Below are 21,248 nucleotides of genomic sequence, written 5' to 3'. Positions count from 1 at the left end.
TGCCGCGCGGGTGTCGGCGACGGACTTTGCAATTGACCGCAGCGGCGCAGCTCGATGCGGCCAAGCTTGCCGAGATCGCAAGTCTGGAGAACGCGTGCCCGGACGCCGCGATTGTCGCCTACGAGCGCCCCATCCGGCAGCGCCACTAAACGAATTTCGAGAAGGGAAAGCCATGTCATTACTCGAAGTGAAAGATCTGAAGGTCCGCGTCGAGGAGCGCGAAATTCTCCACGGGCTGACGCTGACGGTGAATCCGGGCGAGGTGCAGCGATCATGGGCCCGAACGGCTCCGGCAAATCGACGCTGAGCCACGTCATCGCGGGCAAGCCGGGCTATGAAGTCACCGACGGGCAAATCCTGTTCCGCGGCGAGGACCTCCTGGAAATGGAGCCGGACGCGAGCGCTGCCAAGGGCGTGTTCCTGGCGTTCCAGTATCCGGTCGAAATCCCCGGCGTCACCACCTGGAATTTCCTGCACACGGCATTGAACGCGCAGCGCAAGGCGCGCGGCCAGAGCCAGCTTTCGTCGCCGGAGTTTCTCAAAAAGGCCCGCGAGGTTGCCAAGTCGCTCAACATCCCGCAGGACATGCTTAAGCGCGGCGTCAATGTCGGCTTCTCCGGCGGTGAGAAAAAACGCAATGAGATCCTGCAGATGGCGCTGTTCGAGCCGGCCGTCTGCATCCTGGATGAGATGGATTCCGGCCTTGATATCGACGCGCTCCGGATCGCCGCCGACGGCGTCAATGCGCTGCGTTCGCCCGAGCGCGCTATGGTGATTATCACGCACTACCAGCGCCTTCTCAACTACATCGTGCCTGATTTCGTGCACGTGATGTCGAGGGGCAGAGTGGTGAAAAGCGGCGGCAAGGATCTGGCGCTGGAACTCGAGGCTTCCGGCTACACCCAGTTCGACGACGCGGCCTGACGCAAAGCGGATTTGTGATGAACCTGGTTTTGGCAAAGAACGAGACGGGACGCGCGCTGAGCGACAGCTTTGCCGTCGCGCGCGACCGGCTGCCCGGCGCCGGCAAGGTGGCGGAGGCGCGAAGCGCCGCCTTCGAGGCCTACGAACGCGCGGGCCTGCCGCATCGCCGGATCGAGGACTGGAAATACACCGACCTACGTGCCCTGATGCGCGAGGTGCTGCCGCTGGCCGCCACGCCGGATGCCGCTGTGCTGAAGCGGGCCGCCGCAGCCGTGAAGCTGCAGGCGATCAAAGGCGCTCGCCCGCTCGTCCTGGTGGACGGCGTGTTGGTGCCAAAACTTTCCGAAGTCGGAGGCCTCGAGAAAGGTCTTACCATCCGCTCTTTGGCCGACGTGCTGGAAACCGGCGACGCTGCGCTGCAGGCGCACCTCTTCACGCCCGATAACGCCAACCCGATGGTGGCGCTCAACAGCGCCATGATGACCGATGGCGTTGTGGTCGATATCGCCGACGGCGTCGTGCTGAAGCAACCGCTGCAAATCATCCATGTCGCCAGCGTGTCCGTGCCGGCGGCGATGCTTACGCGTTCCATGCTGCGTGTCGGCAAGGATGCCGGCGTGACGCTGGTTGAAAGCTACGTTGCGGCCGATGGGGCCAAGGCCTTCAGGCCCATGACTCCTTCGTTGTCGCGATCGGCGACAATTCGCGGCTCGATCATGTTCGATTAGTCGAAGACAGCCGGGACGCCTTCAACATTTCCTCCGCCGTGGTGACGCTGGGCGCGCATGCGCATTTCAACACCTTCGGCATGACTTCGGGCGCTGCTGTCAGCCGCTACCAGGCGACGATTGCGTTCGCCGGAGAACATTCCCGGGTCGAGACTAACGGCGTCAATCTGCTCAATGGCCGCCAGCACGCCGACACGACGCTATTCATGGATCACGCTGTGCCCCACTGCGCCGGCCGCGAGGTGTTCCGCGCTGTAGTCGATGACCGCGCCCATTCGGTGTTCCAGGACCGCATCATCGTGCGTCCCGACGCGCAGAAGACCGACGCCAAGATGATGACGCGGGCGCTGCTGCTCTCCGACGACGCCGAGGCTGACAACAAGCCGGAACTCGAAATCTTTGCCGACGACGTCACCTGCGGCCATGGCGCGACCACCGGCGCGCCGACGAGAGACTGCTGTTCTATCTGCGCGCCGGCGGCCTTTCCGAGAAAGAAGCCCAGGCCCTCTTGATCCAGGCGTTCGTCGGCGAGGCGATTGGGTCCGTCGTCAACGACGATCTGCGAGAACTCGCAATTGCAGCTACGCAGCGCTGGCTGGAGGCGCGACGATGAGCATGCATCCGGCAGTCGTCAACGGCGCCTACGATGTGAATCGCTTGCGCAAGGACGTTCCAGCGCTGGCGACGCAGGTCTATGGCAAGCCGCTGGTCTATCTCGACAATGCCGCCTCGGCGCAGAAGCCAAAGGCGGTGCTCGATCGCATGATGCAGGCTTACACGTCCGAATATGCCAACTGCATCGCGGCCTGCATTATCTGGCCAACGCCGCGACCGACGCCTATGAGGGCGCCCGCGCGAAGGTGGCGCAGTTCGTCAACGCGCGCCGCACCGAGGAGATCATCTTTACTCGTAGCGCCACCGAGGCGATCAATCTGGTCGCCCAGACTTTCGGCCGCGAGCGCATTATAGCGGGTGATGAGATCGTTCTCTCGATCATGGAGCACCACGCCAACATCGTGCCATGGCATTTTCTGAGGGAACGCTATGGCGCTGTCATCAAATGGGCGCCAGTGGACGGGGAGGGCAATTTCCTCCTCGAGGAGTTCGAGCGGCTTCTGACCGAGCGCACCAAAATGGTTGCGATCACGCAGATGTCCAACGTGCTCGGCACCGTCTTGCCGGTGAAGGAAATCGTGAGGATCGCGCATGCACGTGGCATCGCGGTGTTGGTAGACGGCTCGCAAGCCTGCGTTCATCTGGATGTTGATGTCCGCGATATTGATTGCGATTTTTACGTGATGACGAGCCACAAACTGTATGGGCCGACCGGCATCGGCGTGCTTTACGGTAAGTATGCGCATCTGGCGTCGATGCCGCCGTTCAATGGTGGTGGCGAGATGATCCGCGAGGTCTCGCGTGGCGGCGTCACCTACGGTGATCCGCCTCACCGATTCGAGGCTGGCACGCCTCCGATCGTCGAGGCGATCGGTCTGGGCGCGGCTGTGGACTATATCAATTCAATAGGAAAGGCACAGATCCACAAGCACGAGAGCGCACTGCTCGGTTATGCGCAGGAGAAGCTGCGGGGCATCAACTCCCTACGTATTATCGGAACGGCGGCTCAGAAGGGCGCGATCATCTCCTTCGAAATAAAAGTCGCGCATGCACACGATTTTGCCACCGTCATTGATCGTGCAGGCGTGGCGGTGCGCGCCGGTACCCATTGCGCGATGCCGCTGCACGAACGTTTTGGCGTGCCAGCGACCTGCCGCGCTTCGTTCGCTCTCTACAACACGCATGAAGATATCGATGTGCTGGCGGGCGCGCTTATCAAGGCGCAGGAGCTGTTCTCATGAGCGAAGGGGCTGGTCTCAGACGATGAGGCGCGTCGTGTATCGCAGGACTTCCGCCCGGGCGAGTGGGTCCGCTCCTTGACGCTGATTAAGAACGGCGCATGGACCCGCCCAAGGATGTTGCGAGCCGCTGGTCTTTGCGGGCGACACTGGAACCGTGCGGCAGATCTGTACTACGCCCTTGGGTTCATAGCGCGGGCCGTCTTCATCATCAGTCGCGCTCAGTGGATGATTCGTCTCGACGAGAGGGCGGATCTCTCGGTGAAATCGAGGTGGTAGGCCTAGAGCATGATCCGGAAAAGTGCAAACCGGTTTTCCGAAAGATCCTGCTCAAACAAAGACATGGGAGGATCATGATGCGAATTCCATCTAGTCGCATCATGATCGAGACGCCTGCCCGGCGTGCCGCCTAAATTGACCTGTATGCCACCGACCGAACCATTTCCGAACGCGCACCACCATTCACCGTGACGCGGCTTAATGCGCTGATCGAGCCCTCTCGTGCACCCGCGTGTGTGGTCTCCCGGCAACAATGGCGCGAGAGGGACAAAGATCTGGGGCAGATGCTGCAACGCTGTGCAGCAGGGGGCTCGACCTCAAATTGATCTGAGCACGGCAGCGCCCCAATTGGGCGCGGTGGCCTGCCGATCCTCGCTCGCCGTCTGCCTGTCGGGCAAAACCAAGAGCCGCGCGGCCTACACGTCCCCGTAGGCCGCCTCGACATTCTTCCTCCCGCGGGCATGCCTGCGAATGAACAGCGCGCCGATGATCGCTAGGTTCTTCAAGGGATCGACCAGCAGCGGGCGTTGCCGTGCGCCGGCTGATTCCGAAAGTCGTAGAGATAGCAGGTCGAGATCCCGACATAGAAACCAAGACAAACACAAAGAAGCGCGCACCAAAGTTCAACGCGATCATCAGCCCCGCGATGAGTTCGAGCCAATCGACCGCAACAGCCAGAAGTTGCGGCGTCGGCATTCCGGTCGCGCTCTCAAGCGGCGCGGTGTGGGGCGCGAACGCCTCGGGAATTGAAATTTGGGTCGCGATGAGATCGGCGGTCTGCTGTATGCCGGACAGCTTCGTCGCCCGCGTGTAGATGAACAGCAACGCGAACATAACACCGAAGGTAACGAACGCTGGCTGGTGGACCTGACTGCAGTGCGGACGCGGGAAGAGCGGAACGCTTATGGTCGTTCCGCTCTTCGCCATCAAATGGAATCCGTGTGCGCGGAAGGCGACCGCCTTCAATTAGCCGAGTTGCGGGCGGCCGGCGCGCTCCTGGGCCTCGACAGCGGCGACCGCCGTCATGTTGAGGACGCCGCGCGCGGTCACCCCGGGCGTTAGGATATGCGCTGGCCGCGCCGGACCGATCAGGATCGGCCCCACGGGAAGCGCATCCGCCAGGACCTTTACCGTCTGATAGGCGATGTTGGCAGCATCCAGCGTCGGCATGATCAGGATGTTGGCCTCGCCTTCCAACCTCGATTGGGGCAGCACCATCCGTCGTGCAGCTGCCGAAAGCGCGGTGTCGCCCTGCATCTCGCCGTCAGCCTCGAGCCCCGGGTGCTTCTCTTTCAGAAGCTGGGTGGCGTGGCGCATCTTGCGCGAGGAATCGGTGTCATAGCTGCCGAAGTCGGAATGCGACACGAACGCGACCTTCGGCTTGAAGTTGAAGCGCTGGACGTGGAGCGCCGCCAGCGACGCCATTTCCGCCAGTTCCTCCGCGCTTGGGCTGGGCCGCACCTGGGTATCGGCGATGAAATAGGAGCCCTTGCTGGTGATCATCAGCGCCAGCGCCGCATAATCGCTGACCCCCGGCAAGAAGCCCATGATCTCGCGCACATGCCGCAGGTGGCTCATGTACCGCCCCTCGACGCCGCACAGCATGGCGTCGGCTTCCCCGCGCACCACCGCGAGCGCCGCGATCACCGTATTGTTGGTGCGCACCACCGTGCGCGCCGCATCCGGCGTGACGCCGCGGCGCCCTGCAACGTCGATATAGGACTGCACGTAGGAGCGATAGCGCGGATCGTCCTCGGGATTGACAAGGTCAAAATCCTCGCCCGCCTTGATCGAGAGGCCAAACCGCTTGATGCGGGTTTCGACCACCGAGGGCCGCCCCACCAGGATCGGCCGCGCCAGCTTCTCCTCGAGCACCACTTGCGTGGCGCGCAGCACGCGCTCGTCCTCGCCCTCGGCGTAGATGACGCGCACCGGCTGCGTCTTGGCCTTGGCGAACATCGGCTTCATGACGAGGCCGGAGCGGAACGCAAACCGCTCGAGCAGCGCGCGATATTCGTCGAAATTCTTGATCGGCCGCGTCGCGACGCCGGAGTCCATCGCAGCCCTCGCCACCGCCGGCGCGATGCGCAGGATCAGGCGCGGGTCGAACGGGCTCGGGATCAGCGATCCCGGCCCAAAGCCCTGCGTCTCGCCGATGTCGAAACCGGAAGCCACCGCGTCCGACGGAGGATCGCGCGCAAGCTGCGCGATTGCATCGACCGCCGCGTGCTTCATCTCCTCGTTGATTTCGGTGGCGCCGACATCGAGCGCGCCGCGGAAGATGAAGGGAAAGCACAGGACGTTGTTGACTTGGTTCGCGAAGTCCGAACGTCCCGTGCAGATCATCGCGTCGGGACGGCCTTTGCGGGCGTCGTCCGGCATGATCTCCGGCACCGGGTTGGCGAGCGCCATCACCAGCGGCTTGTCGGCCATCTGCTTGACCATTTCCGGTCCCAGCACGTTTGGCGCTGATAACCCCAAGAAGATATCCGCACCGGGAATGACATCCGCAAGCACCCGCGCATCAGTGTTCTGCGCATAGACGGCCTTCCAGGGGTCCATCGAGGTATTGCGGCCTTCATGGACGACGCCATCGATGTCGCAAACCCAGATGTTCTTACGCTGCGCACCCATCGACACCAGCAGGTTGAGACAGGCGATCGCGGCCGCGCCGGCGCCGGAGCAGACGATCTTCACGTCGGGCAGCTTCTTGCCGTTGAGAAGCAGCGCGTTGACGATCGCAGCGCCCACGATGATGGCGGTGCCGTGCTGGTCGTCATGGAAGACTGGGATCTTCATGCGCTCCTTCAGCTGCGCCTCAATTGCGAAGCATTCCGGTCCGCGGATATCTTCGAGATTGATGCCCCCGAAAGTCGGCTCCAGCGCCGCCACGGTGTCGACCACCCGCTCGATGGTGTCGGCCTTGATCTCGATGTCGAACACGTCGATGCCGGCGAACTTCTTGAACAGCACCGCCTTGCCTTCCATCACGGGCTTGGACGCCAGCGGGCCGATATTGCCGAGGCCGAGCACGGCGCTGCCATTACTGACCACGGCGACCAAATTGGCACGTGCCGTCAGAGAGGCGACCTCAGCGGGGTCTTTGGCGATCTCGGTGCAGGCGGCGGCAACGCCAGGCGAATAGGCGAGCGCAAGATCGCGCTGGTTGACGAGCGGCTTGATCGCCTGGATTTCGAGCTTACCGGGTCGCGGCAGCCGGTGATAGGCCAGCGCCGCCGAAAGGAGATCTTCAGAATGGGATGACATGCTACTCTCGCGTTTCCTGACCCCAAGCTTCTAATTCTGTGCTCGTCTAACCGAGGTCAGTTGCCCGGTGGATGGAGCCGGATGTGAAGCACGCCAGGCAGCCTGGATGCAATATCGGATCGCACCCCCATCAACAGCCCCCATTGCGTCAAGGCGCATAAGCTAGGGCGGTCTGGGCGTCGACGCGCATGCAGAAGATCATAGAGTGGAAATCGCACGAGCGCTGTGGCTTGAGGTGCTCAGGCAGTCAAACAACGCCTGCGGGCCGGCCGCGACGAGCTCTCTGGCTGGTCAGCCCAATAGGATTGGGATCGGGATGCGAGGGAGGCCAGGCGCAATTTGCGCACCACCGTCCCAACGAGCTGAGCAGCGGTCGGGCTTCACGACGATGGTGATCCAGGCTGGCTGCCCAGCCTTGCAGCTGGGTCGCCTCGTCACGTGCCATTTCCGGCAGCGGGCCGGTGTCATCGCGCTCTTGTGGGGCAAATGCGGTGCAATATAACGCGCGCCCGCCCTTGTTTTTGTTTCGAACAGGATCAAACGAGCACGGTAGACACGCTCGATGTCGGGTTTGCAACAACAGTCCGGTTACCCGCGCGAAGGTGGCTATCTACTTTCAACTGCGCTGTTTTTTGCGCTCACGTCGCGGCTGGCACGGTCGTTGCAAAACTCTTGGCCGAGAGCCGCCGTCGCAACAGGAAACCTTTGAAGGATATCAGCATGAGTCTCGCCACGACCCAGAGCACCGCAGAAATCAAAGCCCGCAACAAAGAGCTGATTCAGGAGGTGCTGAAGGTCTATCCGGAGAAGACCGCAAAACGGCGCGCCAAGCACCTCAATGTTCACGAGATCGGCAAGTCGGACTGCGGAGTCAAGTCTAACATCAAATCCATCCCAGGTGTGATGACGATCCGCGGTTGCGCCTACGCGGGCTCCAAAGGTGTGGTCTGGGGACCGATCAAGGACATGATCCATATCAGCCACGGTCCGGTCGGCTGTGGACAGTACTCGTGGGGCTCGCGGCGTAACTATTACGTCGGCACGACAGGCATTGATAGTTTCGTGACCTTGCAGTTCACATCCGACTTCCAGGAAAAGGATATCGTGTTCGGCGGCGACAAGAAGCTCGTCAAAATCATTGACGAGATCCAGGAGCTGTTCCCGCTCAACAACGGCATCACCATCCAGTCGGAATGCCCGATCGGCCTGATCGGTGACGACATCGAGGCGGTCTCCAGGGCAAAATCGAAGGAATATGAGGGCAAGACCATCGTGCCGGTCCGCTGCGAGGGTTTCCGCGGCGTGTCACAGTCGCTCGGCCACCATATTGCCAACGACGCAGTGCGCGATTGGGTCTTCGACAAGGTCACGCCCGAGAGTAAGCCGACGTTCGAGCCGACGCCCTACGATGTCGCGATCATCGGCGACTACAATATCGGCGGCGACGCCTGGTCATCCCGAATTCTGCTTGAGGAAATGGGCCTGCGCGTGATCGCGCAGTGGTCCGGTGACGGGTCCCTGGCCGAGCTAGAGGCAACGCCAAGGGCGAAGCTTAACGTGCTGCATTGCTACCGCTCGATGAACTACATCTCGCGTCACATGGAGGAGAAATTTGGTATTCCCTGGTGCGAATACAACTTCTTCGGGCCCTCCAAGATCGTGGAGTCGCTGCGCAAGATAGCCGGTTATTTTGATGACAAGATCAAGGAGGGTGCCGAGCGGGTGATCGAAAAATATCAGCCGCTGGTGGACGCAGTGATCGCTAAATATCGCCCGCGCCTGGAGGGCAAGAGCGTGATGCTGTTCGTTGGCGGACTGCGTCCGCGCCATGTGATCGGCGCCTACGAGGACCTCGGCATGGAGGTCGTCGGCACCGGCTACGAGTTCGGCCACAATGACGACTACCAGCGCACTGCCCAGCATTACGTCAAGGACGGCACGTTGATCTACGACGACGTCACCGGCTACGAGTTCGAACGCTTCGTCGAGAAGATCCAGCCTGACCTGGTCGGCTCAGGCATCAAGGAAAAATATGTCTTCCAGAAGATGGGCGTGCCGTTCCGCCAAATGCACTCCTGGGACTATTCGGGTCCGTATCATGGCTATGATGGATTTGCGATCTTCGCGCGCGACATGGACATGGCCATCAACTCACCGATCTGGAAAAAGACCAAAGCGCCGTGGAAAAACGTCTCGAAGCCGAAGCTGATGGCTGCCGAATAACCCAGAGTGGCCCGGCTCTCTGCTGAGAGCGCGAAGCCAAAATTGATCACTATTTTCGAAAGGATCCTACCAATGGCGCAGAGTGCAGAACACGTGCTCGATCATTTCGAGCTGTTCCGCGGTCCGGAATACCAGCAGATGTTGGCCAACAAGAAGAAGATGTTCGAGAATCCCCGCGATCCCGCGGAGGTGGAACGCGTCAGGGAATGGTCAAAGACAGCCGAATATCGCGAAAAGAATTTTGCGCGGGAAGCGCTCACGGTAAATCCAGCCAAGGCGTGCCAGCCGCTAGGCGCGGTGTTCGCCTCAGTTGGTTTCGAGGGCACGCTGCCCTTCGTGCACGGCTCTCAAGGCTGCGTGGCCTATTACCGCAGCCATCTATCGCGGCACTTCAAGGAGCCAAGCTCCTGCGTCTCCTCGTCGATGACGGAGGACGCTGCGGTATTCGGCGGGCTGAACAACATGATCGATGGGCTCGCCAACAGCTATAATATGTATAAGCCCAAGATGATCGCGGTCTCCACCACCTGTATGGCGGAGGTGATCGGAGACGACCTCAACGCCTTCATCAAAACGTCCAAGGAAAAAGGCTCGGTGCCAGCTGATTTCGATGTACCGTTTGCGCACACGCCAGCCTTCGTGGGCAGCCACGTCACCGGGTACGACAATGCTCTCAAGGGCATTTTGGAGCATTTCTGGGACGGCAAGGCCGGGACAGCCTCGAAACCCGAGCGCGCGCCCAACAAGAAGATCAACCTCATCGGCGGCTTTGACGGCTACACGGTCGGCAACATCCGCGAGATCAAGCGCATTTTCGAATTGATGGGCATCCAGAACACCGTTCTTGCCGATAATTCCGATGTGTTCGATACACCGACCGACGGCGAGTTCCGAATGTATGACGGCGGCACGACTTTGGAAGACGCCGCCAACGCGGTTCACGCTAAGGCAACGATCTCGATGCAGCAGTGGTGCACGGAAAAGACGCTGCCGTTCATCGCCGATCATGGCCAGGAGGTCGTGGCCTTCAATTATCCGGTGGGCGTGTCCGCAACGGATGAGTTTCTCATGGCGCTGTCGCGCATCAGTGGCAAAGACATCCCGGAGGAACTGGCTCGAGAGCGCGGCCGCTTGGTCGACGCGATGGCCGACTCTAGCGCGCATATTCACGGCAAGAAATTCGCGATCTATGGCGATCCAGATCTCTGCTATGGGTTGGCTGCCTTCCTGCTCGAGCTTGGCGCCGAGCCGATCCATGTGCTGGCCACGAACGGCAACAAGGCCTGGGAGGAGAAAATGCAGGCGTTGTTTGGGAGCTCGCCGTTTGGGCAGAACTGCCATGCCTATCCGGGGCGAGACCTCTGGCATATGCGCTCGCTCTTGTTCACCGAGCCGGTCGACTTCCTGATTGGTAACACTTATGGCAAGTATCTGGAGCGCGACACCGGTACGCCGCTGATCCGGATCGGTTTTCCAATCTTCGATCGGCATCACCATCATCGCTCTCCGCTGTGGGGCTATCAGGGGGGCATGAACGTGTTGGTGAAGATTCTCGACAAGATCTTCGACGAGATCGACAAAAAGACCAACATTGCCGGCAAGACCGACTATAGCTTCGACATCATTCGTTGATGACGAACGGCGCACGCCATCGTCGGCAAACGTCGGCGATGGCCTAAGCGCAGGATGGACTGATCTTCGCGAACAAGCGCGGTTGAGAGGAGAGACGGATGAGTTCGCTATCGGCCACGATCCAGAAGATCTTCAACGAGCCGGGCTGCGCCAAGAACGCCAACAAATCGGATGCCGAGCGCAATAAGGGCTGTGCCAAGCAGCTGCAGCCGGGCGGTGCCGCAGGCGGCTGCGCCTTCGACGGTGCCAAAATTGCGCTGCAGCCTTTTACCGACGTCGCCCATCTCGTGCACGGTCCGATCGCCTGTGAGGGTAATTCCTGGGATAACCGCGGTGCGGCTTCGTCTGGCGCCAGCATCTGGCGTACCGGATTCACCACTGACATGAACGAAACCGATATAGTATTTGGGGGCGAGAAGCGTCTCTACAAAGCAATCAAAGAGATCATCAAAAAGTACAACCCGCCGGCCATTTTCGTCTATCAGACCTGCGTTCCCGCCATGATCGGCGACGACATCAATGCGGTTTGCAAGGCGGCTTCGCAAAAGCTCGGCAAACCGGTCATTCCCATAAATTCGCCGGGCTTCGTCGGCCCCAAGAACCTCGGCAACAAGCTCGCCGGCGAGGCCTTGCTCGAGCATGTCATCGGCACGGAAGAGCCGGACTACACCACGCCCTACGACATCAACCTGATTGGCGAATACAACCTCTGCGGCGAGCTTTGGCAGGTCAAGCCGCTGCTTGACGAGCTCGGGATCCGCATCCTCTCCTGCCTCTCGGGGGACGGCAAATACCGCGAAGTCGCCTCTTCGCACAGGGCCCGCGCTGCCATGATTGTATGTTCGAAGGCGATGATCAATGTCGCGCGCAAAATGGAGGGCCGTTACGGCATCCCGTTTTTCGAGGGCTCGTTCTATGGCATCCAGGATTCTAGCGATTCGCTGCGCCAGATTGCTCGTCTGTTGGTCGAGCGCGGGGCGCCTTGCGAACTGATCGAGCGCACCGAGGCGGTAATCGCGCGCGAGGAGGCACGCGCCTGGGCGACGATCGAACTGTACAAGCCCCGCTTTGCCGGAAAGAGGGCACTACTGATCACCGGTGGCGTCAAATCCTGGTCCGTCGTGGCGGCGCTGCAGGAGGCGGGGCTCGAGCTAGTCGGCACCAGCGTCAAAAAATCCACCAAGCAGGACAAAGAGCGCATCAAGGAGCTCATGGGGCAGGATGCCCTCATGATCGAGGACATGACGCCGCGCGAGATATACAAAATGCTGAAGGACGCGAAAGCAGATATCATGCTCTCCGGCGGCAAATCGCAATTTGTTGCGCTGAAAGCGGCGATGCCCTGGCTCGACATCAACCAGGAACGCTGCCACGCCTATATGGGCTACATCGGTATGGTGAAGCTGGTCGAGGAGATCGACAAGGCGCTGTTCAACCCGATGTGGGAGCAGCTGCGTCGACCAGCGCCGTGGGAGGAGGTGGCCAAGAATAGGCAGACCAACGGGATGGCGCAGATCGACGTCCAGGCTGTCGATGTCGCCGCCGATCCGGAGACGACCCGGCGCGCGAAAAAGGTCTGCTTCTGCAAGGAGGTCGATCTCGGCACCCTCGAGGATGCGATCCGCTCCCATGGCCTGACCAGCGCCGAGGCAGTCAGGCAGCACACCAGCGCGTTCGGTGGCTGCTGCAAGAGGCGTATCGAGGACATCCTGACGAAAATACCGGTGTCCTCGCCGCCTGCCATGCTGCAGGCCGCGGAATAGGACGGCGTCATGGCGATCGTCACCACGCCGAAGAAGGCCTGCGCGGTCAACCCGCTGAAGATGAGTCAGCCGATTGGCGGCGCATTCGCCTTCATGGGTTTGCGTGGAGCGATGCCGCTTCTGCACGGCTCGCAAGGGTGCACATCTTTCGGGCTCACGCTGTTCGTGCGGCATTTCAAGGAGGCGGTGCCGCTGCAGACGACTGCGATGAGCGAGGTGGCGACCGTGCTCGGCGGTTATGAAAATGTCGAGCAGGCTATCCTCAACATATACAATCGTGCCAAGCCGGAGATCATCGGGATCTGCTCGACCGGAGTGACCGAAACCAATGGCGATGACGTGGACGGCTACATCAAGCTGATCCGCGAGCAGCATCCGCAGCTCGCAAAATGTCCTTTAGTCTTTGTCTCGACGCCCGATTTCAAGGACGCGTTCCAGGATGGCTGGGAAAAGACAGTGGCATGCATGGTCGAGGTACTGGTGGGGGCGCCTCCGGTTGGGGTGGAGCGCGATCCCGCGCGGGTGAATGTCCTCCCCGGATGTCACCTGACGCCGGGTGACCTCGACGAACTTAGGACGATCCTTGAGGATTTCGGCCTGAAGCCATCCTTCCTGCCTGATCTCGCGGGATCTCTGGACGGGCATATCCCGGGCGAGTTTACGCCAACGACCATTGGTGGCATCGGGGTTGACGAAGTAGCGGGCATGGGCCGGTCCAGCTGGACCATTGCCATCGGTGAGCAGATGCGGCGGGCGGCAGAAGCCATACAGGCCAAGGCTGGGGTGCCGTTCCGCCTGTTCGAGCGGCTGTGCGGCCTCATCCCCAACGATGAATTCATCGCTTTCCTGAGCGACATCAGTGGCCGCCCTGTGCCAGCTAAATATCGGCGCCAGCGCGGCCAGCTCAGCGATGCGATGCTGGACGCGCATTTCCATGTCGGCGGCCGCAAGCTCGCGATCGGTGCCGAGCCTGACCTCCTGTTCGACCTGTCCAGCATGCTTCACGAGATGGGCGCGCAGGTGACGGCGGCCGTGACGACCACGCAGTCGCCGGTGCTGGAGCGGATCGGAACCAACGAGGTGCTGATCGGCGATCTCGAGGATCTGGAAGAGCTTGCTAGGACGAGGAATTGCGACCTGCTGATTACGCATTCGCATGGCCGCCAAGCGGCGGCGCGGCTGAAGATTCCGTTTTATCGCACGGGATTTCCGATGTTCGATCGAATCGGCGCGGGACACCAGCTATCCGTCGGCTATCGCGGCACGCGCGATGTGATCTTCAGTATCGCCAATCTCGTGATCGCCGACCGCGAGGAAAATCATCAGCCGGCGCCCGATAGCTGGCGGACCTCGAGACGGTCCTTAAAACCCGGCCGCCGCAGCTTCGTTGACGCAACAGAGGGTTCGATGGCATGAAGGTCGCATTCGCTACCCAAGACTTGAGGCGCGTCGATGCGCATTTTGGCTGGGCCAAGTACATCGCAATCTATGATGTTGGGCCGGTCGGGCACGTATTTCTGAAGGCAATTGAGTTCGACGGCGATCTCAAGGAAGACGGCAACGAGGACAAGCTCGCGCCCAAGATCGAGGCAATCAAGGATTGCGCCATCCTCTATGTCGGGGCCATCGGCGGCTCCGGTGCCGCGCGGGTAGTGGCGAACAATATACATCCGATCAAGGTGGACAAGCCCGAGAACATCCTGGTGCTGGTCGAGAAGCTTCGGCACGTGCTGAAGGGTACGCCGCCACCCTGGCTGCGCAAGGCGTTGGCAAAGGACCAGAAGCGCACGCTCGATTTCGAAGAATGAGGACGACATGACTGAAGCCGCGGATATCGTGCAGACCGATCGCGCGCTCGGTGCGCCATTCGTGAGGGAACTGATCAAGATCTGGCGCGCCCAGGATGTCCATGGCGCGTGGGACGGTAAGAGCGATCTCGATTTGCTCGAACCGTATATTCTGGACAAGGAGAAACGGCGCGCGCTGCCGATCGTCGGCGATCCGGATCCGGATACGGTCTCGCGGCTGGAGCTGTTCTTCAATGCAGTCGCGCTCTCGATCGAGAAGGCGACGGGTGTGATGATCCAGCCGATGCTGAAGATGCACCATGAAGGCTTTGGCCGCATGGTGCTGATCGGCGGCCGGCTGATCGTGATGAACAAGCAGCTGCGCGATGTGCATCGCTTTGGCTTCGACAATCTTGCACAGCTCGCCGCCGAGGGTGGCAAATACGTCGAAGGCGGCATCGAGATGACCCGGAAATTTCCCGACGTGGCTAACTATTGAGAGCAGCTCATGAGCGACCTTGAAATGCTTAAAGCGGAAATAAGAAAGCTATCGCTCAAGGCGACGAAGGCCAAGATGGATCTGCACGATTTGTCGGAGGAACTTCCCGTCAACTGGACCTCGATCATGGCGGTAGCGCAGAAAGCGCACGATGCCTTTGCCGAACTCGAGCGTAAGCGCGAGGATCTCAAGGCGCTGGAAAGGGCCTAAAGGGTATCCGATCATGTCATTTGCAACGCGCGATGGCCGCGACTGGACGCCGAACTACCTGATCTCAATCGATCCCAAGAAGTGCATCGGTTGTGGCCGCTGTTTCAAGATCTGCGGCCGCGACGTCATGACATTGAAGGGGATCAATGAGGAGGGCGATCTTGTCGACCTCGACGATGACGATGAGATCGAAAAGAAGATTATGGTGATGAATGACCAGGGCGCTTGTATCGGCTGCGGCGCCTGCGCCCGGGTTTGTCCGACCAACTGCCAGACCCACCAGCCCGCCGCAACGGAAGCCGCTTGACAGCGCCTCTGTCCGCCAGTCCCGCGGGCAAGTGCGACTTGAACGGAAAAGCCTCGCTGGGAAGGGACTCTTCCATGTGCTGCGCTCGGGATAGAGCCCCTCGGCGCCGATCCATTCCCGCCAGCTTGCGGGTGCCGAGCCGACCCCAAGTTAGAATCATGTTCTCGTCGCCCGCAGGTATCGAAATTCGTCATCCCGATCACTATGTGGATATCCCATCCACACAACTCGATGGTGATCTTATGATTGGTCTATTCGGTGAATTGCCATACGAATAGCTTAGATTGTCGCGAGCCCGAGGGAGGCTGTCTTCTTTTTCCTCTTTGACGTTCCGCCGGAATTTCCTCGCGTGAGGATCACCAGCATCGCCTTGAGGTGGACGGCGCCACTTTCGGCGATCGGCTCCGTCGTGAGGAACGCGTAGAGGTCATTGGTCGTGTGACCTTCCTTGACCTTCCGAACGGACGTCCAGTTGATCCAGATGCCGGCGAAGCGGGCGAGGGACGTGTCTCATCGAGTGCGAACCAGATATCACCTCCTTCGGCCTTGTTGAACTCGCTGAACGAGTTGAACGGCACCAAGCAGCGGTTTTCAGCTTCCAGCCATCTCGTCCGGTGCGTGCTCTTCACATTGCGGATGTTGGTAGTGCCACCATCCGGCTCTATCCGCAGCAGTTCCTTGGAATCGGCCGGCTTGTCCTGGCCTGAAGCTTTTCGGCTTGCTTCTTCGTGGCATCCATTAGCGCCTTTGACGACGATGGCGTTCGCCACCGCGCCGTAGCGAGCTCGCGGCCCTCGGCCCCGTTGCGCACAATCGCTGCATTGTATTCGGGAAAAACCCCCCGGCATCGGCGGCAGATTGCCAACGTATCGGTTCACGACGCTGCGTTATGATAGTGAGCGGTTGGTAGGATTGCCTCCGACTTGAAAATGGTAGGCCTCGACGTGCGCTCAGTACTGCACCCCGTGATCGGCCATACGACGCCGATGCACGTTCGTACAGCGATAGCTTGGAATTCGCTTTGGATGGAATGCCAATCACACGCTTATGTAGTACGATTCATCTCGGTCCTTGCATGTTACGACTACACTGGTGGTACCCCGTAGAAGAGGGTGAGTTCTCGCTAGCTCCTCTGCGAAGCGCTCGGCCGCACGGAAGGCTTGCACCTCGTTTTCGAATGCCAACCCGCAGGGGTCGTCGACATTTCGGCTTCCTGCGAGATTGAAATAAAAACGAAGCATTGCTCGCCGGCCTGGTTATACGTGAGAAAGAAAACAGATTTTCATAAACGAGATGCGGTGATCGCATGTCACCCATAACGAAGTGTGCGCTTCCGGTTACCTAGCTCGAGGCTACCACGGGGCGTCAGACGATGAGCCGAGTGGGCGCCAATCATAGGCGGCGCAATCTCGGCGAAATTGTAGCTCATGGGTTTATCCTTGGTTGTTTTCGCCTACCGCAAATGAAGAAAAGGCACAATGCCGCTTGAGAAAAACAAATCAGATAGTTGGTATGCTTCGGACAAAAGTGAAGCGTGCCGACTACAGCAACGACTTAAACGGCGCGTTCTGCACACAAGTTTAGCGATCAGGAAGGCCCTCAAGAGGTCCCGTAAAGGCCGAAGCTTCGTTCTCGCGCAGGGGTGACTCCTTCGCGGAACCAGAATCGGACGATGCTCACGACGACTCGGTCGGAGATGAATTCTCAATAGATATGACGGACGGTATGGATCGCCCTGAATCATCAGTGACGACAGACGGACAGCGCGAGCTGGAGTGCTGCAAGCAGGAGATTGCGCATCTTAAGCAGTTGGCTGTGCGGCTTTCGGAGATTGCTATGCGCAAGGTCGTACGGCGCACCGAAGGCCGAACATCGGAAACTTGTGAATTCTGAGCCTGCGGGCGGTGAAGCTTAACCGTATCCCTCCGCCAAAGGCCGCCTTGTTCGACGAACGCGATCGCTGCAGGTCCTAGGGGTAATCCTAGGAGAAGCGCTATGACGATTTCGCGTGCGGAGGTGATCACATCGGTCGAGCGGCGGCGCCGGTGGTCGCAGGATGAGAAGGAGCGGCTCGTTGCAGCATCGCTCGAGCCCGGAGCCAGCGTTTCCGAGGTGGCCCGCCTGGCCGGCCTTCATGTGAGCCAGCTGTTCAGGTGGCGCAAAGAGCTTTGCAAGCACGGTGAAACGAGTAGAGCGCCGTTCGTGCCGGTCGCGATTGGGCCGTCTGTGCCGCCGCCGGAGGTGGCCGAAGCGCCGTTGACGACGACGGCGGCGCGTCGACGGAAGAGCCAGGGCATCATCGAGATTGATCTTGGTAGCGGGCACCGGATCCGGGTCGATGGCGACGTTGATGGAGACGCACTGCGTCGCGTTCTCGATGCTTTGGTACGCCGATGATCCCGGTTCCGACGGGCGCGCGAGTGTGGCTCGCGACAGGCTACACGGACATGCGCCGAGGCTTTCCGTCGTTGGCACTCCAAGTGCAGGAGGTGCTGCGCAAGGACCCGCTCAGCGGTCATCTGTTCGTGTTCCGCGGTCGCCGAAGCGATCTTGTGAAGGTGATCTGGCACGATGGCCAGGGGGCATGCCTGTTTACCAAGAGACTCGAGAGAGGAAGGTTCATCTGGCCAACGGTTGCGGGCGAAGCAGTGACGATCTCACCGGCGCAGATGAACTACCTGTTGTCCGGAATCGATTGGCGCAACCCTCAAGATACGCTGCGACCAACGCGGGTCGGATAGCCGTTTTACGGTTTGAATCTGCAACGTGATCTGATTCAATGGCTTCATGACATCGAAGCCGGACGACCTTCCATCGGACCTCGTGAGTGCCCTGGCGGCGCTGCAGGCCGAGCGTGAGGCGCGGCTGCAAGCCGAGGCGGTAGCCGCCAGTGCGCGGGCGGAGCTGTCGGCCAACGAGGCGCTGATCGTGCATCTTGAGCTGCGGATCGAGAAGCTCAAGCGCGAACTGTACGGGCAGCGCTCCGAGCGCACGGCGCGGCTGATCGAGCAATTGGAATTGGAGCTCGAAGAACTTGTCACCACGGCGAGCGAGGACGAGCTTGCCGCTCAGGCCGCCGCGGCGAAAAGCCAGAGCGTGCGCGCCTTCACGCGTCGGCGGCCGGTGCGCAAGCCCTGGCCGGACGACATCGAACGCGAGCGCGTCGTCATCGAGGCCCCGACGAGCTGTGCATGCTGCGGCGGATCGCGCCTGGCGAAGCTGGGCGAGGATGTGACCGAGACGTTGGAGGAGATCCCGCGTCGGTTCAAGCTGATCGAGACGGTGCGGGAAAAGTTCACCTGCCGCGATTGCGAGAAGATCAGCCAGCCGCCGGCACCGTTCCATGCCACGCCGCGCGGCTTCATCGGTCCGCAACTGCTGGCGACGATCTTGTTCGACAAGTTCGGCATGCATATCCCACTCAATCGCCAGAGCGTGCGCTTTAAGGCTGAGAGGATCGATTTGCCGCTATCGACACTGGCCGACCAGGTCGGCCACGGAACCCTTGCCGTCATGCCGCTGTTCCAGCTGATCGAGCGTCATGTGCTCGCGGCTGATCGCCTTCATGGCGACGACACCACCATCCGCATCCTGGCCAAGAGCAAGTGCACGACCGGGCGAATCTGGACCTATGTACGGGATGACCGGCCCTACGGTGGGCCTGCGCCGCCGGCGGCGGCCTATTACGCCTCGAGCGACCGACGGGGCGAACATCCCCAGAAGCATCTGGCCGCCTTCGCCGGTATCCTGCAGGCGGATTGCTATAGCGGCTTCGATCCGTTGTTCGACCCACAAAGGAAAGCGATGCCGATCACGCCGGCATTTTGCCTGGCCCATGCGCGGCGGGGCTTCTTCGAGCTGGCCGACATCGAGAAAACCGCCCGGGACCCACAGAAAGGCAAACCGGTCTCCCCGATCGCGCTGGAGGCGGTCAGGCGTCTTGACGCCCTGTTCGAGATCGAGCGCGCCATCAACGGCCGCAGTGCCGACGAGCGGCGTGCCGTACGCCAGGAGCTGAGCAAGCCGCTGCTCGATGACATGCACGTCTGGCTGCTCCGCGAGCGGGAAACCCTATCGCGCTCCTCCGAGGTCCTGAAGCCCATGAACTACATGCTCAGGCGCTGGGACGACTTCGCCCGCTTCCTCGACGATGGCAGGATCTGCCTCAGCAATAACGCCGCTGAAAGAGCGTTGCGCGGCATCGCGTTGGGCAGGCGCAACTGGACCTTTGCCGGCAGCCTGCGCGGCGCCGACCGCGCCGCCATCATGCTGACCATGATCACGACCTGTCGCCTCAACGACGTCGATCCCAAGGCCTGGCTCGCCGATGTCCTCGCCCGTATCGCCGATCTTCCCGCTTCGCGTCTGCACGAACTGCTGCCCTGGGAATGGAAGCTTTTGCGGCAGGCCAGCGAGCCCACCGATCAGCAGGCCGCCTGACCTGCACGCAACGCAATCATAGTGCTCGCCGCGCTCCCGCGCATGCGTCAATCCGGCGGCCTTCGTCGTATGCGTACGCTTAACCTCGCGAGCGGCCGCTATGACCTCGAAGGCCGAAAATCGATCAGACATGATCAGGGCAGCGCGTCATTGGATTGTGGCGGTTTTTGTCCTCAGAGCTCCAGAACGGCCTTGCGAGCTTTCTCTAGACGATGCTTGAGCGCAGTAAGCCTGTTAGCAAACTCGGTCACCTCATGAATAGCGAGATCACCAAGAACAAATTCGTCGAGTGCTTCCTGTTGTGCGGCGACGCTCGCAGAATGCTTGTAAGTGAGTTTACGCTGTCAAAACTCGCGGCAAAACATCCCGACGCTAAGGGCGATACCAAAACGGCCGAAGCGATGCAGCGGCTTCTAGATGCCCGGATGTTGCGGATAGGGAAGCAAGGACAGTCTTTCGCGTGTTTAGTTAGTTATGACGTTCGGTGGCGGCGGCACTGATCGTAGTCGAGAAAAGGTCCCCCCAAGCCACGCCCCATTATGCCTATGCAAACCTCGGCCTTCGGTGCGACGACACGAGCCAGGTTCGACCGGATATGCCCGTCCCATCCGGCGATGGTTTTTGAACGCTTTGTCGATGTCAAGGTGTCAGCGCTCCGAACACTGCTTAAACATCTCCAAGCGCAAATCACGCCAATTTCCAGAATGCCAACTCATAAGATGCGGCTGCAAAACTTGCGTGACAATCAATTAAGCAATCGTTTTTCTTCCACAAGTCTACGTGGCCGTTAGCGTCTCCCACTCTCACTTTATAGATGAGCAAGCCATTCTCGCGCGGCACGTTGGTCAGGTCGATCGGACTTCCCGGATTTCGGTTCATGCCCCAGTAAGGTTCGCCAAAAAAGTTTCGCGCAAGACTCTCACCGGTCGGCACACGGACCGCGATCGAATTTCCCTCCTGGTCTTTGTGCCCTCCATCGCTCAAGGAGGCAGGAACCTTGTACCCACTTCGATTGAGCGCAACCGAGAACCGAATTGTGCAAGTATTCTTGTAGTTATCATTAGGATATAGACTAGGCCAGTTTCCGCCAAGGCTGTTGAATAAGACATCGCGGGCCTCCGTCGGCCAGTTGTTCCACAAATTATCGAAAATAGTCATCCTTGACTCCTCGATCGTCAGCCTCCCCAACAATCTAGTTCGTATACGAAGAAAAGACCGCCGTTTGTAAGCTCTACATGCACGCTGCGGATTTGCAGGTATCAAGACAACAACAATAGCACATCGGATACTCGTGACTCGCCGGCCGACGAGTACACTCTCAAGTACACTAACACAA

The 21,248-nt window shown here is 60.2% G+C and carries 16 protein-coding genes and 4 pseudogenes; 15 read left to right on the top strand and 5 right to left on the bottom strand.

The annotated features are described in order from the left end of the window. Nucleotides 1-26 precede the first annotated feature (26 nt). From LMTR21_RS41515 to LMTR21_RS25960, 4 genes and pseudogenes are all read left to right on the top strand, one after another. Nucleotides 27-149 carry a hypothetical protein gene (locus LMTR21_RS41515; RefSeq protein WP_283813512.1) on the top strand — a complete coding sequence of 41 codons (123 nt, stop codon included), beginning with the start codon at nucleotides 27-29 and terminating at the stop codon, nucleotides 147-149. 23 nt (nucleotides 150-172) lie between these two features. Then, a pseudogene (sufC, locus tag LMTR21_RS25970) lies at nucleotides 173-924 on the top strand (Fe-S cluster assembly ATPase SufC). A 17-nt stretch (nucleotides 925-941) separates the two neighbouring features. Continuing rightward, a pseudogene (gene sufD, locus LMTR21_RS25965) lies at nucleotides 942-2,265 on the top strand (Fe-S cluster assembly protein SufD). After that, nucleotides 2,262-3,508, top strand: a pseudogene (locus LMTR21_RS25960) (cysteine desulfurase). The pseudogenes sufD and LMTR21_RS25960 overlap by 4 nt, the downstream one beginning before the upstream one ends. 474 nt (nucleotides 3,509-3,982) lie before the next feature. On the opposite strand, the gene LMTR21_RS25955 reads toward LMTR21_RS25960, so the two are convergent. Beyond that, nucleotides 3,983-4,618 carry a DoxX family protein gene (locus LMTR21_RS25955; RefSeq protein ID WP_246175787.1) on the bottom strand — a complete coding sequence of 212 codons (636 nt, stop codon included), beginning with the start codon at nucleotides 4,616-4,618 and terminating at the stop codon, nucleotides 3,983-3,985. Between the two features lie 132 nt (nucleotides 4,619-4,750). Next, the gene (locus LMTR21_RS25950; protein ID WP_065756385.1) at nucleotides 4,751-7,051 is read right to left on the bottom strand and encodes an NADP-dependent malic enzyme; all 2,301 of its coding nucleotides are present in this window, start codon (nucleotides 7,049-7,051) and stop codon (nucleotides 4,751-4,753) included. Nucleotides 7,052-7,771: 720 nt separating this feature from the next. Between LMTR21_RS25950 and nifD the strand changes: the two genes are divergently transcribed. The 8 genes from nifD (at nucleotide 7,772) to fdxB (ending at nucleotide 15,472) form a co-directional block, all read left to right on the top strand. Then, nucleotides 7,772-9,274 carry a nitrogenase molybdenum-iron protein alpha chain gene (nifD, locus tag LMTR21_RS25945; RefSeq protein WP_065756386.1) on the top strand — a complete coding sequence of 501 codons (1,503 nt, stop codon included), beginning with the start codon at nucleotides 7,772-7,774 and terminating at the stop codon, nucleotides 9,272-9,274. Between the two features lie 72 nt (nucleotides 9,275-9,346). Beyond that, nucleotides 9,347-10,906: a nitrogenase molybdenum-iron protein subunit beta gene (nifK, locus tag LMTR21_RS25940; protein WP_065756384.1), complete on the top strand. Its 1,560-nt coding sequence runs from the start codon at nucleotides 9,347-9,349 to the stop codon at nucleotides 10,904-10,906. A gap of 98 nt (nucleotides 10,907-11,004) precedes the next feature. Next, the gene (gene nifE / locus LMTR21_RS25935) at nucleotides 11,005-12,669 is read left to right on the top strand and encodes a nitrogenase iron-molybdenum cofactor biosynthesis protein NifE (RefSeq protein WP_065756383.1); all 1,665 of its coding nucleotides are present in this window, start codon (nucleotides 11,005-11,007) and stop codon (nucleotides 12,667-12,669) included. Between the two features lie 9 nt (nucleotides 12,670-12,678). Continuing rightward, the gene (nifN, locus tag LMTR21_RS25930; RefSeq protein ID WP_065756382.1) at nucleotides 12,679-14,085 is read left to right on the top strand and encodes a nitrogenase iron-molybdenum cofactor biosynthesis protein NifN; all 1,407 of its coding nucleotides are present in this window, start codon (nucleotides 12,679-12,681) and stop codon (nucleotides 14,083-14,085) included. Next, the gene (nifX, locus tag LMTR21_RS25925; RefSeq protein ID WP_065756381.1) at nucleotides 14,082-14,477 is read left to right on the top strand and encodes a nitrogen fixation protein NifX; all 396 of its coding nucleotides are present in this window, start codon (nucleotides 14,082-14,084) and stop codon (nucleotides 14,475-14,477) included. The genes nifN and nifX overlap by 4 nt, the downstream gene beginning before the upstream one ends. 7 nt (nucleotides 14,478-14,484) lie before the next feature. After that, entirely contained in the window at nucleotides 14,485-14,955 is a 471-nt protein-coding gene (locus LMTR21_RS25920) for a NifX-associated nitrogen fixation protein (protein ID WP_065756380.1), read from the top strand. A 9-nt stretch (nucleotides 14,956-14,964) separates the two neighbouring features. Next, nucleotides 14,965-15,165, top strand: coding sequence for a CCE_0567 family metalloprotein (locus LMTR21_RS25915; protein WP_065756379.1), 201 nt, complete (start codon nucleotides 14,965-14,967; stop codon nucleotides 15,163-15,165). 13 nt (nucleotides 15,166-15,178) lie between these two features. Then, entirely contained in the window at nucleotides 15,179-15,472 is a 294-nt protein-coding gene (gene fdxB, locus LMTR21_RS25910) for a ferredoxin III, nif-specific (RefSeq protein ID WP_057861973.1), read from the top strand. 348 nt (nucleotides 15,473-15,820) lie between these two features. Here fdxB and LMTR21_RS41155 read toward each other — a convergent pair. Both LMTR21_RS41155 and LMTR21_RS41965 read right to left on the bottom strand, forming a co-directional pair. Continuing rightward, nucleotides 15,821-16,350, bottom strand: a pseudogene (locus LMTR21_RS41155) (SOS response-associated peptidase family protein); the annotation flags it as partial. A 159-nt stretch (nucleotides 16,351-16,509) separates the two neighbouring features. After that, nucleotides 16,510-16,713, bottom strand: coding sequence for a DUF6894 family protein (locus LMTR21_RS41965; RefSeq protein ID WP_430642473.1), 204 nt, complete (start codon nucleotides 16,711-16,713; stop codon nucleotides 16,510-16,512). Nucleotides 16,714-17,467: 754 nt separating this feature from the next. Here LMTR21_RS41965 and tnpA point away from each other — a divergent pair. Genes tnpA through tnpC form a run of 3 tightly spaced genes read left to right on the top strand, consistent with a single transcriptional unit; the run spans nucleotide 17,468 to nucleotide 19,912 of the window. Beyond that, nucleotides 17,468-17,869, top strand: coding sequence for an IS66-like element accessory protein TnpA (gene tnpA / locus LMTR21_RS25900; protein ID WP_148636000.1), 402 nt, complete (start codon nucleotides 17,468-17,470; stop codon nucleotides 17,867-17,869). Then, nucleotides 17,866-18,213, top strand: coding sequence for an IS66 family insertion sequence element accessory protein TnpB (tnpB, locus tag LMTR21_RS25895; protein ID WP_065756978.1), 348 nt, complete (start codon nucleotides 17,866-17,868; stop codon nucleotides 18,211-18,213). The genes tnpA and tnpB overlap by 4 nt, the downstream gene beginning before the upstream one ends. 46 nt (nucleotides 18,214-18,259) lie before the next feature. Continuing rightward, entirely contained in the window at nucleotides 18,260-19,912 is a 1,653-nt protein-coding gene (gene tnpC / locus LMTR21_RS25890) for an IS66 family transposase (protein ID WP_065756977.1), read from the top strand. Between the two features lie 687 nt (nucleotides 19,913-20,599). Here tnpC and LMTR21_RS25885 read toward each other — a convergent pair. Further along, nucleotides 20,600-21,070, bottom strand: coding sequence for a T6SS effector amidase Tae4 family protein (locus LMTR21_RS25885; protein ID WP_141688620.1), 471 nt, complete (start codon nucleotides 21,068-21,070; stop codon nucleotides 20,600-20,602). Between the last annotated feature and the right edge of the window lie 178 nt (nucleotides 21,071-21,248).

Source organism: Bradyrhizobium paxllaeri, from assembly GCF_001693515.2.
GTDB lineage: Bacteria > Pseudomonadota > Alphaproteobacteria > Rhizobiales > Xanthobacteraceae > Bradyrhizobium > Bradyrhizobium paxllaeri.
This window is presented reverse-complemented; position numbering and strand designations above follow the sequence as displayed.

Excerpts from the sequence above, each read along its gene's own strand:
- LMTR21_RS25955 (WP_246175787.1), bottom strand. The coding sequence starts at position 4,618 with ATGTTCGCGTTGCTGTTCATCTACACGCGGGCGACGAAGCTGTCCGGC.
- LMTR21_RS25950 (WP_065756385.1), bottom strand. The coding sequence starts at position 7,051 with ATGTCATCCCATTCTGAAGATCTCCTTTCGGCGGCGCTGGCCTATCAC.
- nifD (WP_065756386.1), top strand. The coding sequence starts at position 7,772 with ATGAGTCTCGCCACGACCCAGAGCACCGCAGAAATCAAAGCCCGCAAC.
- nifK (WP_065756384.1), top strand. The coding sequence starts at position 9,347 with ATGGCGCAGAGTGCAGAACACGTGCTCGATCATTTCGAGCTGTTCCGC.
- nifE (WP_065756383.1), top strand. The coding sequence starts at position 11,005 with ATGAGTTCGCTATCGGCCACGATCCAGAAGATCTTCAACGAGCCGGGC.
- nifN (WP_065756382.1), top strand. The coding sequence starts at position 12,679 with ATGGCGATCGTCACCACGCCGAAGAAGGCCTGCGCGGTCAACCCGCTG.
- nifX (WP_065756381.1), top strand. The coding sequence starts at position 14,082 with ATGAAGGTCGCATTCGCTACCCAAGACTTGAGGCGCGTCGATGCGCAT.
- LMTR21_RS25920 (WP_065756380.1), top strand. The coding sequence starts at position 14,485 with ATGACTGAAGCCGCGGATATCGTGCAGACCGATCGCGCGCTCGGTGCG.
- LMTR21_RS25915 (WP_065756379.1), top strand. The coding sequence starts at position 14,965 with ATGAGCGACCTTGAAATGCTTAAAGCGGAAATAAGAAAGCTATCGCTC.
- fdxB (WP_057861973.1), top strand. The coding sequence starts at position 15,179 with ATGTCATTTGCAACGCGCGATGGCCGCGACTGGACGCCGAACTACCTG.
- LMTR21_RS41965 (WP_430642473.1), bottom strand. The coding sequence starts at position 16,713 with ATGCTTCGTTTTTATTTCAATCTCGCAGGAAGCCGAAATGTCGACGAC.
- tnpA (WP_148636000.1), top strand. The coding sequence starts at position 17,468 with ATGACGATTTCGCGTGCGGAGGTGATCACATCGGTCGAGCGGCGGCGC.
- tnpB (WP_065756978.1), top strand. The coding sequence starts at position 17,866 with ATGATCCCGGTTCCGACGGGCGCGCGAGTGTGGCTCGCGACAGGCTAC.
- tnpC (WP_065756977.1), top strand. The coding sequence starts at position 18,260 with ATGACATCGAAGCCGGACGACCTTCCATCGGACCTCGTGAGTGCCCTG.
- LMTR21_RS25885 (WP_141688620.1), bottom strand. The coding sequence starts at position 21,070 with ATGACTATTTTCGATAATTTGTGGAACAACTGGCCGACGGAGGCCCGC.